Raw genomic sequence first — 14,055 nt, 5'->3', positions numbered from 1 at the left:
TGGGTTTGCGCTGGTTGTGCAGCCACCATCGCGAGCAAGCTCGCTCCCACAGAAAATTTGCGTCGTACACAAATCCACTGTGGGAGCTTGCTCGCGATGGTCTTGTTAGACGCCGCAAAACTACATGCCTTCCAACTCCGCCATCAAATCATTCAACCGATCCACCTTCTCCTCGGTGATTTCGCTGGCCGCCAGCCCTTCGACGTAGTCGGCCAGTTCCCGCACCGTACTGCACTCGAACATTGCCCGCAGCGGCACGTCGCGTTGCAGGGCCTTTTGCACCCGCGAGGCGATTTGCGTCGCCAGCAAGGAATGGCCACCCAGCTCGAAGAAGTTGTCCCGCACCCCCACCCGCTCGACTTTCAGCACCTGGGCCCAGATGTCCGCCAGGGTCTGCTCCAGCGCATTGCCAGGGGCCTGGTAGTCCTGGCTTTGCAACTGGCCGATCTCCAGGGCCGGCAAGGCCTTGCGGTCGAGTTTGCCATTGGCGTTGAGGGGCAGGCGGTCGAGCCACAGCCAGTGCAGCGGCACCATGTATTCCGGCAGCTCGGCCCGCAGGCGCTGCTTGATGCGCTCCAGGCGTTCGGCGGGTTTCAGCGCCGAGTCGGTGGCAACGAGGTAGCCCACCAGATGCTTGCCATTGGCGCCCTCTTGCACGCCCACCGCCCCATCGCGCACTTCCGGCTGTTCATGCAAGCGTGCTTCGATTTCCCCCAGTTCGATGCGGTAGCCGCGGATCTTCACCTGATGGTCGATGCGCCCGACGTACTCCAACACCCCGTCGCTGCGTCGCCGCGCCAGGTCGCCGGTGCGGTACAGCCGCTCTCCCGGTGCCCCGAACGGGTTCGGCACAAAGACCGGGGCGGTGCGCAACGGATCGCTGACATAACCGCGCCCGACCCCGGTGCCCGCCACGCACAACTCACCCACGGCGCCCAGCGGCACCAGGTCCAGCGCGCCGTCGAGCAGGTACAGACGATTGTTGTCGGTGGGCGTGCCGATCGGCAGGTAAGTGCCCCGGGTCGACGCTTGATCGACACGGAAGAACGCCACGTCGTCGGAGCATTCCGCCGGGCCGTAGGCGTTGACCAGGCCAATGTCCGGGTAACGCGACAACCACTGGTGGGCCAGTTCCGGCGGCATCGCTTCGCCGGTGGGCAGCATCCAGCGCAGGCCGTCCAGACCGATGCGCTCCTGGGCGAGCATGCCCTGGATCAGCGACGGCACGCTTTCCAGCACGGTGATGCCCTGCTGCTGCACATGCTCCAGCAACCCTTGCGGGTCGTGGGCGATGGCGTTGGGCACGATGTCGACCCGGGCGCCGAACAACGGCGCGGCCAGGAACTGCCAGACCGAAATGTCGAAGCTTTGGGACGCCGTCTGGGCGATCACATCCGCCTCGCTCAGCGCCAGGTACGGCACTTTGCTCAGTTGATTATTGAGCATCCCTCGCTGCTCTACCATCACGCCTTTGGGCAGGCCGGTGGAACCGGAGGTGTAGATCACGTAGGCGAGGTTATCCGGCCCGCTGTAGACCCCTGGGTTTTCCAGCGAAAGAGCGCTGGCCTGGACAGCTTCCCACACCAACAACTTTGGCCGCCCGGAACAGGCGAACTCGTCCAGCAAAGCCTGCGCCTGGGCTTGGCAGGCCTGGGTGCAAACCAGTAACGGCGTGCGACTCAATTCGATGATACGGCTCAGGCGCTGGCTCGGCAGGCCCGGGTCCAGCGGCAGGTAGCCGGCACCGGCCTTGAAGCTGCCGACGATCATGCCCAGCAGCTCGGCATCCCGTTCGGCCAGCAGCGCTACGGGCTGATCCAGGCCGACACCGGCAGCGATCAGGGCATGACCGAGGCGGTTGCTGCGTGCATTCAACTCGGCGTAGCTGTAGCTCGTGTCCAGGCAACTGACCGCAGGGCGGTACGGATGGGCCGCAACCCGTGCCTCGAACAGCTCGACGTAGCTCTGTTCCAACGGGTAGGCATGCTCGCTCTGGTTGCAGCCTTCGATGAGGAAATCCTGTTCTTGAGCACCGAGCAGTGGCAGCTCGCTCATGTCGCCGTGCAAGCCCTCCATCAACGCCAGCAGCAACCGCTTGAACTCGCCCAGCAGCCCCTGGACGGTGGTTTCATCGAAGTAACGTTGGTCGTACGACAGGTGCAGCCCCAGGTCATCCCCCGGATAGCAGACCGCCGTCAACGGGAAATTGGTGTGGGTACGGCCCGAGTCGGAGGTGGCGTCGAGGCTTTGGGCGCGGTCCAGCACCGAGACTTCCACCGGCGCGTTCTCGAACACGAACAGGCTGTCGAACAGCGGCTGGCCCTTGGGCAGTTCGCTGACGTCCTGGATGCTCACCAGCGGCAGGTATTCGTACTCACGCAGTTGCATGTTGCTGTCCAGCAAATCGCTGAGCCACTGGCGCACGCTGCAACGCTGATGGTCCTCTGGCATCTGCACGCGCAAGGCGATGCTGTTGATGAACAGCCCCACGGTGCGTTGCATCTGCGGCAGCTCTACCGGGCGCCCGGCCACAGTGACGCCGAACAGCACGTCGCGGTCGCCGCTGACCCGTCGCAGCACCAGGGCCCACGCCGCCTGGGCGAACGTGTTGACCGTCAGTTGATGGGCTTGGGCCAGTTCCCGCAGTCGCGCACCATCCCGGGCATCGAGACGGGTGTAGCAGTCGCCGACGATCATGCCGCCGCTGTCACCGGCGTGCTCGCGCAGGAATGGCCGGTCGCCAGGGATCGGCGTGGTCCGCTCGAAACCTTGCAGGTTACGCTGCCACCACTGGCGGGCCTCGGCCAGGCTCTGGTGTTGCAGCCAGCCGATGTAGTCGCGATAGCGCGGCGGCACGGTCAACTGCGGTTCGCGGTTTTCACCCAGGGCGGTGTAGATCTCGAAGAAGTCATCCATCAGCAGCGAACGGCACCACGCATCGATGAGGATGTGGTGATTACTCATCATGAACCAGTAGCGTGCCGCGCCGACCCGAATCAGTCGCAGGTGGAACGGCGCCTGGTTCAACAGATCGAAACCGGCCTCGCGCTCGTTCTTGAGCAGTGCCTGGAGTTTGGTTTCCTGGGCGTCTTCGGGCACCTCGGACCAGTCGAGATAATCCACCGGCGTGCTGCCGGGCCTGTGGATAATTTGCAACATGTCTTCGCCAACGTTCCAGCAGAACGACGCGCGCAACGCTTCATGCCGGGCGATGACCGCCTGCCAGGCCTGGGCAAAACGTTGCGGGTCCAGTTCGCTGTTGATGCGATAGCGATCCTGCATGTAGTACAGGCCCGTGCCCGGTTCCAGCAAGGTGTGCAGCAGCATGCCTTCCTGCATCGGCGTCAGCGGGTAGACGTCCTCGATCTGCCCGGCCGGCACCGGCAGGCTGTCGAGCTGGCCCTGGGTCAGCTTCGCCAGGGGGAAGTCCGATGGCGTCAGGCCGCCCGCCTCGTCCGTCAGGCAGTGTTCGATCAGGCGTCGCAACTCATCGAGGTAGGCCTCGGCCAGCGTGGCAATGGCCTGGCGCTCATGACGCTGGGCACTGAAAGTCCAGCGCAGCACCAGCTCGCCGCCGCTGACCTGGCTGTCGACGCTCAGCGCGTTGGGCAGCGGCGCATCGGGATCGTGGATGGCCCCCAGCGGCGCATCCAGTGGCAGGAACAAGGCCTCCTGACCCAGGGTCTGGTCGAGCTGGCCCAAGTAGTTGAAGGTGATCGCCGCGTGCGGCAGGCCGGCCATCGACTCGCGCGTCGCCGCGTCCGCCAGGTAGCGCAGCACGCCATAACCGAGGCCCTTGTGGGGCACCGCGCGCAGTTGCTCCTTGATGGTCTTGATCGAGACACTGAAATCTTCGGCCGTAGGGCTCAGGCGCACGGGATAGACGCTGGTGAACCAGCCTACGGTGCGGGTCAGGTCGAGGTCGTCGAACAACGCTTCGCGACCGTGGCCCTCGAGCTGGACCAGGGCCGAGTCATGGCCGCTCCAACGGCACAGCACCCGGGCCAGCGCCGTGAGCAGCAGGTCATTGACCTGGGTGCGGTAGGCGCTCGGCGCCTGTTGCAGCAGTTGCCGGGTGCGCTCGGCGTCCAGGCGCACACTGACGGTTTGCGCGTGGCGCTCCTCAAGCCCGCCCTCGGGGTTCGCGCACGGCAGTTGCGCCTGCGCGCCGCTCAATTGCGCTTGCCACCAACCGAGCTCCTCGCGCAGGGATTCGCTGCCGGCGTAGGCCTGCAAACGTGCGGCCCAGTCACGCAACGGGCTGGTCTTGGCCGGCAGGCGCGCCGCTTGCCCGGCGACCAGCTGGCGATAGACGGTTTGCAAATCGTCCATCAGCACCCGCCACGACACACCGTCCACCACCAGGTGGTGGATGACGATCAGCAACCGTTGTCGGCCATCAGGTAATTGCGCCAGCACGGCATGCAGCAACGGCCCAGTGGCTAGATTAAAACGGCGCTGCGCCTCGGCGAACAACGCTTCGCACGCCTGCTCGGTGCCTACGGATACCTGCTGCAACAGCACCGCGTCAGTCTGTGGCTGGTGCTCGGCGCGCCAGTGCCCGGCGGTTTCGCCAAAGACCAGGCGCAAGGCATCGTGGTGCTGGAAGACGCTGCGCAGTGCCTGTTCCAGCGGTTGCGGGTCCAGGGCCATGGTCGGCTCCAGCAGCAACGCCTGGTTCCAGTGATGCCGGCTGGGGATCGCGCGGTCGAAGAACCAGTGCTGGATCGGCGTCAGCCCGGACTCACCCTGCAACAGGCCCTGCTCGGCGTGCACTTGCTGGCTGCGCGTGGCAACGGCGGCCAGGGTCTGTACGGTCTGGTGCTGGAACAAGTCCCGGGGCGTGAAATGAATGCCCTGCTGCCGGGCACGGCTGACCACCTGGATGGACAGGATCGAGTCACCGCCCAGCTCGAAGAAATTATCGTTGAGGCCCACCTGCGCCACGTTCAGCACGTCACACCAGATCGCCGCCAGTGTCTGCTCCAGGGCATTGCTCGGCGCCACGTAGTGTTGGCGATTGAGTTCGGGATCGGGCATCGGCAAGGCGCGGCGGTCGAGCTTGCCGTTGGCGGTCAGCGGCATGCTCGCCAGCAGGATCAGGTGCGTGGGCACCATGTAGTCCGGCAACTGGGCCTTGAGGTGGTTTTTCAAGGCGTCACGCAGGGCCGCTTGCTGCTCGCCGTCCTGGCTGGCGATGTCGCTCACCAGGTAACCGGCCAGTTGCTTGCCGCCGGGCATGTCGAGGGCCAGGACCACGGCCTCGCGCACTGCGTCATGTTCCAGCAGGCGAGTCTCGATTTCCCCCAGTTCGATGCGAAAACCCCGGATTTTCACCTGATGGTCGATCCGCCCCAGGTATTCCACCAGACCGTCGGCACGCTGGCGCACCAGGTCGCCGGTGCGATACAGGCGTCCGCCTTCGGTGGCGAACGGGTCGGCGACGAAACGCTCGGCGGTCATGCCTGGACGCTGGTGATAACCCTGGGCCAGACCGGCGCCGCCCACATACAACTCACCCGTGGCACCTGGTGGTACCAACGCCAGGTCGGCGTCGAGGATGTACGCCACGCGGGCGCCAATCACGCTGCCAATCGGCACACTGGCCGCGCCCTCCTCCAGTCGCTCCGGAGCCAGGCTCGCCAACGGCATGACCACGGTTTCGGTCGGGCCATAGGCGTTGAAGAACAGCTTCGGGTTGAACGCCGCGCGAATGCGCTGCAAATGCTCGCCCGTCAGGGCTTCGCCGCCGGTGATGCACATGCGCACCGGCAGGGTCTGGCCTTGGGTGGCCAACCACTGCGCCAACTGACTGCCGTAGCTGGGCGTGAAACCAAGGATGTTGACGCGATGCTGGCGGATCAGCCCGCAGATTTCCTCGGCATCCCACTGGCCCTGGGCCCGCAGCACGACGTGGGCACCACTGAGCAAGGGCACCAACAGGCGTTCGGTGGCCGCGTCGAAGTTGATGGAATAGAAATGCAGCTCGCAGTCGTCCGGGCGCATGCCGAAGCGCTGGATCACCGCCTGGCAATGCATGGCGATTTCACCGTGGGACACCACCACGCCCTTGGGCTTGCCGGTGGAGCCGGAGGTGTAGATCAGGTAAGCCTGGTGTTGCGGCAGGTTGATCAGCGGCAGCGGCTGATCCGGGTATTGGGCCAGGGCTGCCGAATCATCTTCCAGGCACCAGCACCCGACCCCCTCGGGCAATTCACCGAGGGCCTGGAACATCGCCCGGTCACTGAGCAGCAGGCTGACACCGCTGTCCTCGATCATGTAGCTCAAGCGGTCCAGCGGGTATTCCGGGTCCAGCGGCACGTAGGCGCCGCCGGCCTTGAGGATCGCCAGCAGGCCGATGACCATTTCCAGCGAACGCTCCAGGGCCAGGCCGACCCGCACCTGCGGCCCGACGCCTCGCTCGCGCAGGCACCAGGCCAGGCGATTGGCGCGGCTGTCCAGTTGCGCATAGGTCAGGGTCTGCCCGGCGAAGGTCAGGGCCGGTGCGTCGGGATGCAACCGGGCCTGTTCGTCGAACAGGCCGTGAATGCATTGGTCCAGGCGATGCTCACCGGGCTCGACGCCCAGGCTGTCGAGCACTTGTTGCTGCTCGTCGACGTCCATCAACGGCAACTCGCTCAACCGTCGGGTCGGATCGACCAGCAGCGCTTGCAGCAGATTACGCCAGTGCCCGGCCATGCGCGCGATGCGCGGTTCGTCGAACAGGTCGGTGCTGTAGGTCAGGCAGCAACCCAGGCGCTGGTCAAGGTCGGTGACCTCCAGGTTGAGGTCGAACTTGGTGGCCCGGGCGTCGTTGACCAGGTATTCGACGCTCATGCCGGCCAGCGTGCGGCTCTGCTGGAACTCCCAGCGCTGCACGTTGCACATCACCTGGAACAGCGGGTTGTAGGCCGCACTGCGCGGCGGTTGCAGGGCTTCCACCAAGTGATCGAACGGCAAATCCTGATGGGACTGGCCTTCGATGACGGTGTGGCGCACCTGGTCGAACAGCTCGCCCACCGACATCTGCCCGTCGAGCTGGCAACGCAGCACCTGGGTGTTGAGAAACGCCCCGATCAGCCCTTCGCTTTCCGGGCGAATGCGGTTGGCCACCGGCGCGCCGATGCGCAGGTCGGTCTGGCCGCTGTAGCGGTAGAGCAGCACGGCCAGGGCGGCGGTCATGGTCATGAACAGGGTCAGGCCCTGTTGCGCATTGAAGGCCCGGACCCGCGCCGCCAGCTCATCGCAGAGGTCGAAACGGAACAATTCGCCGCGATGGCTTTGCACCATTGGCCGCGGGCGATCGCCGGGCAGCTCCAGCAGCGGATGTTCGCGACCCAGTTGCGCGGTCCAGTAGTCCAACTGCCGTTGACGCTCGCCGGACTCCAGCCACTGACGCTGCCAGACGCTGTAGTCCAGGTACTGCACCGGCAACGGTTCCAGCGGCGATTCGCGATCGTCGATAAAGGCTTCGTACAGCGCGCTCAGTTCACGGGCGAAAATGTCCATCGCCCAACCTTCGGTGACGATGTGGTGCAGCGTCAGCACAAAGTAATGCTCGTGCTCGGCGGTCTTGACCAGGCAGGCCCGCAGCAGCGGCCCGGTTTCCAGGTCGAAAGGCTGGTGGGCCTCGCTGTCCGCCAGTTGCTGCACCCGCTGCTGGCGAATGTCGGCCGCCAGCGTCGAGAAGTCCTTCCAGTCCATGCGCAGGCCCGTCTCGCCATGCACCTGCTGGCGGGCCACGCCGTCGACGCTCGGGAACGTGGTGCGCAGGGTTTCGTGCCGCAGGATCAACGCCTGCAAGGCCGCCTCGAAACGCCCGACATCCAGCACCCCGCGCAAGCGCGCCATGCCGCCGACGTTGTAGGCCGGGCTGTCCGGCTCCATCTGCCAGAGGAACCACATGCGCTGTTGGGAATACGACAGCGGCACCGGTTGGCTGCGGTCGACCTTCTCGATCGGTGGCTGGCGGTTGGCCTGGCCGCTGGCCTGGATCAAGCGCACCTGTTCGGCGAAGGCCCCCAGCTCACTGGCCTCGAACAAAGTGCGCAACGGCAGTTCGACGTCGCAGGTTTGGCGGGTGCGGGAAATGATCTGGGTCGCCAGCAGCGAATGGCCGCCGAGGGCAAAGAAATCGTCCCGCAGGCCAATGCGCGCAAGGCCCAGCACCTCGCGCCAGATGCCGGCGATTTGTTGCTCGAGGACGCTGGCCGGCTCGACGTGCTCGCGCACTTGCCATTGTGGTTCGGGCAAGGCGCGGCGGTCGAGCTTGCCGCTCGGGCTCAGGGGCATGGCGTCCAGGCGCAGCAGTTGGGCGGGCACCATGTAGTCGGGCAGTTCGACGGCCAGGGCGGCCTTGAGCCGGGTGTTCAGTTGCTCCTGGCCGTGGGCGACCTCAGGCGCGGTGTAGTAGCCGATCAACTGCGGGCCCGCCGAGGTATCGCGCACCAACACCGCCACTTGGGCGATGCCGTCCTGGGCCAACAGGCGCGCCTCGATTTCCTGTGGTTCGATCCGAAAGCCCCGCAGCTTGACCTGCTGGTCGAGGCGGCCGAGGTATTCGATCACGCCGTCGGCGCTCCAGCGTGCCCGGTCGCCGGTCCGGTACAACCGCGCACCGGCCGGCCCCATCGGGTCGGCGACGAAGCGCTCGGCGCTCAGGCCCGGACGCCCGAGGTAGCCCCGGGCCAGGCCCAGGCCACCGATGCACAGCTCGCCCGGCACACCGACCGGCACGGGATTGAGATCGCTGTCGAGCACGTGACACAGCACGTTGCCCAAGGGACGGCCGATCGGTGAGCGCTCGCCATCGGCTTCGGTGCAATGCCAATGGGTGACGTTGATCGCGGTTTCGGTCGGGCCGTAACGGTTGTGCAATTGCGCCGACGGCAGTTGCGCCAACACCCGGTTGCGCAACTCGGCCGGCAAGGCTTCGCCGCCGCAGAACAGCCGGCGCAGGGTGGTGCAGCGGGCGCTCAATGGTTCTTCGACAAACAGGCTGAGCAACGGCGGCACGAAGTGCAGCGTGGTAACACCAAACTGCTGCACCAACTGGGCGATGCGGTGCGGATCACGGTGTTCACCAGGGCCAGCCAGTACCAGTTGGCTGCCGGTGATCAGCGGCCAAAAGCATTCCCAGACCGACACGTCGAAGCTGATGGGGGCCTTTTGCATCAGCACATCGGTGGCGTCCAGCCCGTAGGTCGCTTGCATCCATTGCAGGCGTTCGGCCAGGGCCGAGTGAGTATTGCCGACGCCCTTGGGCTGGCCGGTGGAACCGGAGGTGTAGATCACGTAGGCCAAGTGATCGCCGTGCAGATGCAGGCCCGGCGGATGGCTCGGCCATTGCTCCAGGTGCAAGGCGTCCATGGCGATGACACTGACGCCGTCGCACGCCGGCAAACGCTCCAGCAACGCGGTCTGGGTCAGCAGCAGGTCGACGCCGCTGTCGTCGAGCATGTAGGCCAGGCGATCGGCCGGGTAGTCCGCATCCAGCGGCACATAGGCACCGCCGGCCTTGATGATGGCCAGCACGCCGATGAGCAACTGCGGCGAGCGCTCGGCGGCAATCGCCACGCACACGTCCGGGCCAACGCCCTTGTCCCGCAGGTAATGGGCCAGTCGATTGGCCTGGGTGTGCAGCTCGGCATAATCGAGTTGACCGCCGTCCCAGCGCAACGCGATTCGTTGCGGCGTGCAACGGGCCTGCTCGTTCAACAGCTCCGGCAGCCATTGGCTGGCCGGCGCGCACGGGGCCGCGCTCCACTGCCGCTGTTGGCGGTGCTCATCGGCGGTCAACAGCGACACATCGCCGATGGCTTGTTGCGGATCGGCACAGACCGCCCGCAACAGGTTGCAGTAATGCGTCGCCAGACGGGCAATGGTCGCCGCCTCGAACAGTTCGTCGGCGTAGTCGAACGACAGGGTCAGCCGGCCGTTGCGATCTTCTTCGCTGTGCAGTTGCAGGTCGAACTTGGCTTCGCGGCTGTGCCACGGCAACGCCTCGGCCTGCAACCCCGGCAGACGCCGCAAGGCACTCAAGTCACGCTGCTGGTGGTTGAACATCACCTGGAACAGGCCTTGCTCGCGCGCCTCGGGAAAGGCTTCGAGCAGTTGTTCGAACGGCAGGTCCTGGTGGGCCTGGGCACCCAGTGTGGCTTCCCGGTCCTGGGCCAGCAGCGCAGCGAATGGCTGACGTGAATCGACCTGCCCGCACAGCACCTGGGTGTTGATGAAGAAGCCGATCAAGCCCTGGGTGTCCAGGCGCGGACGGTTGGCGTTGGGGACACCGACGCGGATGTCGGATTGTCCGGTGTAACGCTGCAACAGCGCCTGGAAGGCTGCCAGCAACAGCATGAACGGTGTCGCATCATGGGCCAGGGCCACGTCGCGCAGGGCTTGGCTGAGGTCCTTGTCCAGGCGCAGGCTGTGCCGCGCGGCGCTGCGCTGGCGTTGAGCGCTGCGTGGATGATCCGTGCCCAGCACCAGGGCCGGATGTTCGGCGCCCAGTTGCTGCTTCCAGTAGCCCAGTTGGCGCTCGGCTTCGCCCTGGGCCAGCCACTGGCGTTGCCAGCGGCCGTAGTCGGCGTATTGCAAGGGCAATGGCGCCAGCTCAGCGACCTGGCCTTGGCAGGCGGCGGCGTACAACCGCGAGAACTCATCGATCAACACACTCATCGACCAACCGTCGGCGATGATGTGATGCAGCGTCACCAGCAGTTGATGGTCATCCTCGTCGAGGCGCAACAGGGTGACCCGCAGCAATGGCCCCTTCTCCAGATCGAACAGCGTGGCGGCTTCGCCTTCTCGAACTTGCTGCGCCCGGGCTTCGCGCCGGTTGGCAGGCTCATCACTGAGATCGATCACCTGCAGTCGGAACTCGCCAACCGGATCGACCTGTTGCAGGGCCATGCCATCGCGCTCCAGGAATCGCGTGCGCAGGGACTCATGACGCTCGATCAGTTGCTGGAAACTGGCACGCAACGCGTCTTCGTCCAGCTCGCCGCGCAGGTGCAAGGCACCGGGAATGTTATAGGCGCGGCTCGTCGGATCGAGCTGCCAGGTGATCCACAAACGGTTCTGTGCCAGGGACTGCGGCAGTGGCGCGTGGCGCGGCAATGCGCTGATCGCGCCCTGGGCCTGGCCGCCGTCCTGCTGCTGGTTCACCACCGCTGCAGCGAACGCAGCCAGGGTCGGGGCTTCGAACAGCAGGCGCAGGTTGAGCGCCAGCCCGAGGGTTTCGCTCAGGCGTGCGATTACCTGGGTGGCGGCGATGGAGTTGCCGCCCAGCAGGAAGAAATGATCGTCGGCCTGGACTTGCTCGACCTGCAATTGCTCCCGCCAGACCTGGCCGATGAGGGCGTGCAACTCGGAGGACAGTACGGATTCATCCACCACGCTTGCCTGGGCTGACGGGAACCGGGCATAACTGTCCAAGCTGCCGTCGGCCAACCGAGTGCGGCAGGCCGAACGCTGCAACTTGCCACTGGAGGTCTTGGGCAACGCGCCGGGATTGAGCAGTACCACTACGCTCGGGGCTTGCTGGCAGGCCTCGGCCACGGCCTGGCGAATGGCTTTGATCACGGCTTCGGGCGGGAGGATTTTCTGCACGCTGCGGCTGATTTCCACGGCGACACCGATGCCTTCCTCGCCATTGTCGTTGACCGCGAACGCGGCCACCCGCCCCTTGCGCACCACCTCCACTTCGCGCTCGATGGTTTGCTCGATGTCCTGGGGATAGAGGTTGTGCCCGCGCACGATCAGCAGGTCCTTCAAGCGACCGGTGATGAACAGTTCGCCACCGCGCCGGAAACCCAGGTCGCCGGTGCGCAGCCAGGTCCGGCCGTCGTGCTGGACAAAGGTCTTGGCGCTGGCCTCGGGGTTGCGCCAGTAACCCAGGGCGATGCTCGGCCCGGCGGCCCAGACTTCACCGACCTGGTTGTCGGCCAACGGCTGCAACGTGGCGGGCTCGACGATCAGCACCGCGTGCCCGGGCTGGCTGACACCGCAACTCATCACCGCACTGCCCTGCCCCGGCTCGGCTCGGTTTTGCGCCAGGGCCGCGTCGTCCAGTCGCAGTGAAGGAATGCCGTGATGGCGAGGCGTGCCGGCGACGAACAAGGTGGCTTCGGCCAAGCCATAGGAGGCCATGAAATGGTCCGGCGTGAAACCGCACGGGGCGAACTTTTCGGCAAAACGCTCCAGGGTGTCGAGGCGGATCGGCTCGGAACCGGAATAGGCCACGCGCCAGCCGCTCAGGTCGAGACGTTGCAGGGCCGAGTCGCTGACCCGTTCGCTGCACAGCCGATAGGCGAAATCCGGGCCACCGCTGATAGTGCCGCCGTACTCGCTGATCGCTTCGAGCCAGCGCAGGGGCCGGGCCAGGAAGTAGGCCGGTGACATCAAGACGCACGGGACACCGCTGAACACCGGCTGCAACAGGCCGCCGATCAGGCCCATGTCGTGGTACAGCGGCAGCCAGCTGACGATGACGTCGTCGGGGTTCAGATCGATGCCGAAGCCACGGCGGATCAACAGTTCGTTGGCCACCAGGTTGCCGTGGCTGACCTGCACGCCCTTGGGCAATGCGGTGGAACCGGAGGTGTATTGCAAAAAGGCAATGTCATCGTCCTGCAGCGTTGGCATCCGCCATTGCCCGGCGCAGGCCGGGTCGAGGGTATCGACGCACACCACCGGCGGCGCCGATTCGATGGCTTGCAACGGCTCGCGCAGATCGCTGCCGGTGAGCAGCAGGCGCGGTTCGGCGTCTTTGATGATCGACAGCAAACGCTCCTGATGGTGACGACGGGTGGACTCCGGTGGATAGGCCGGCACCGCAATCACCCCGGCGTAGAGGCAGCCAAAGAACGCCGCGACGTAATCCGGGCCGCTGGGGAACAGCAGCACGGCGCGATCGCCCAGCGCCGCTTCGGCCTGCAAGGCGCCCGCGATGGTCCGGGCGCGCAGGTCCAGGTCGCGATAACTCAACACCACACCCTGCCCAGGGGTGTCGGCAAGGAAGCGCAGGGCCACCCGGTCCGGCGTCAGCGCGGCGCGGCGCTGGAGGGCATGAGCCAGGGTGCTGGGGAGTTCGAACGCGTCGGTCATGGGGGGTTCCTGCCTGATTTCGGCTTGCAAGTTGTCACCCATGGGAACGGACAGCGGCGGCAAATAATTAGTCGGCGCGCCTACTCACCGAAGCATGCACCGAAGCATCCGACAGGCAGGCGCTGCGGCAACGGGTCGCAATGCCGAGGCTGGACATCACTGCATCAATAATTCTTCTTCTCAATTGACAATCATTATCATTAAGCCTAATTTGGCGCTCGATGTGTAGGACGGGTCCGGCATCCGGACGTCCCGCTAACTTTTTGCAGCAAGGTGAATTCCATGACGGAACAAGTATCCACAAGCAGGTGCGACTCACCGTTACTCCAGGCGTTCGTCGACAACCGACTGATCCTGATCAAGATCGCGGCGCGCATTACCGGCTGCCGGTCCCGCGCGGAGGATGTGGTGCAGGACGCTTTTTTCCGGCTGCAATCGGCGCCACAGATCACCTCCTCGTTCAAGGCGCAGCTCAGTTATCTGTTCCAGATCGTGCGCAACCTGGCGATCGACCATTACCGCAAGCAGGCGCTGGAACAGAAATACTCGGGGCCGGAGGAGGAAGGGTTGAACGTGGTGATCCAGGGTGCTTCGCCGGAAACCTCCCATATCAACTTCTCCACGCTGGAACACATTGCCGACGCGCTGACCGAACTGCCCAGCCGCACCCGCTATGCCTTCGAGATGTACCGCCTGCATGGCGTGCCGCAGAAGGACATCGCCAAGGAACTGGGCGTCTCGCCGACCCTGGTGAACTTCATGATCCGCGACGCGCTGGTGCATTGCCGCAAGGTATCGGGGGTTCGGGGGGATACCTTCGCCCGGCGGTAACTTGTGGTGGTCTTGCCGGCCTCATCGCGAGCAAGCTCGCTCCCACCGTTTTTGTGGTCGCTGAAGTCCTCTGTGGGAGCGAGCTTGCTCGCGATGAGGCCCTAAGGCCCTGCCCCG

The 14,055-nt window shown here is 65.4% G+C and carries 2 protein-coding genes; one reads left to right on the top strand and one right to left on the bottom strand.

The window, feature by feature from the left end:
* Positions 1–120 precede the first annotated feature (120 nt).
* Positions 121–13,107 (bottom strand): non-ribosomal peptide synthetase, encoded by a 12,987-nt coding sequence (locus ACMTA2_RS09955; protein WP_413794698.1) that lies wholly within the window; start codon positions 13,105–13,107, stop codon positions 121–123.
* Positions 13,108–13,389: 282 nt separating this feature from the next.
* Between ACMTA2_RS09955 and ACMTA2_RS09950 the strand changes: the two genes are divergently transcribed.
* Complete coding sequence (locus ACMTA2_RS09950; RefSeq protein WP_413794697.1) at positions 13,390–13,938, top strand: RNA polymerase factor sigma-70; 549 nt, start codon at positions 13,390–13,392, stop codon at positions 13,936–13,938.
* Positions 13,939–14,055 lie beyond the last annotated feature (117 nt).

The organism is Pseudomonas medicaginis, from assembly GCF_965119365.1.
Taxonomy (GTDB): Bacteria; Pseudomonadota; Gammaproteobacteria; order Pseudomonadales; family Pseudomonadaceae; genus Aquipseudomonas.
The sequence above is the reverse complement of the archived record's forward strand: the minus strand, read 5'-3'. Positions and strand labels throughout refer to the sequence as shown.

Bases quoted from the DNA above. Each gene is read 5' to 3' on its own strand.
- ACMTA2_RS09955 (WP_413794698.1), bottom strand. From the start codon at position 13,107: ATGACCGACGCGTTCGAACTCCCCAGCACCCTGGCTCATGCCCTCCAG.
- ACMTA2_RS09950 (WP_413794697.1), top strand. From the start codon at position 13,390: ATGACGGAACAAGTATCCACAAGCAGGTGCGACTCACCGTTACTCCAG.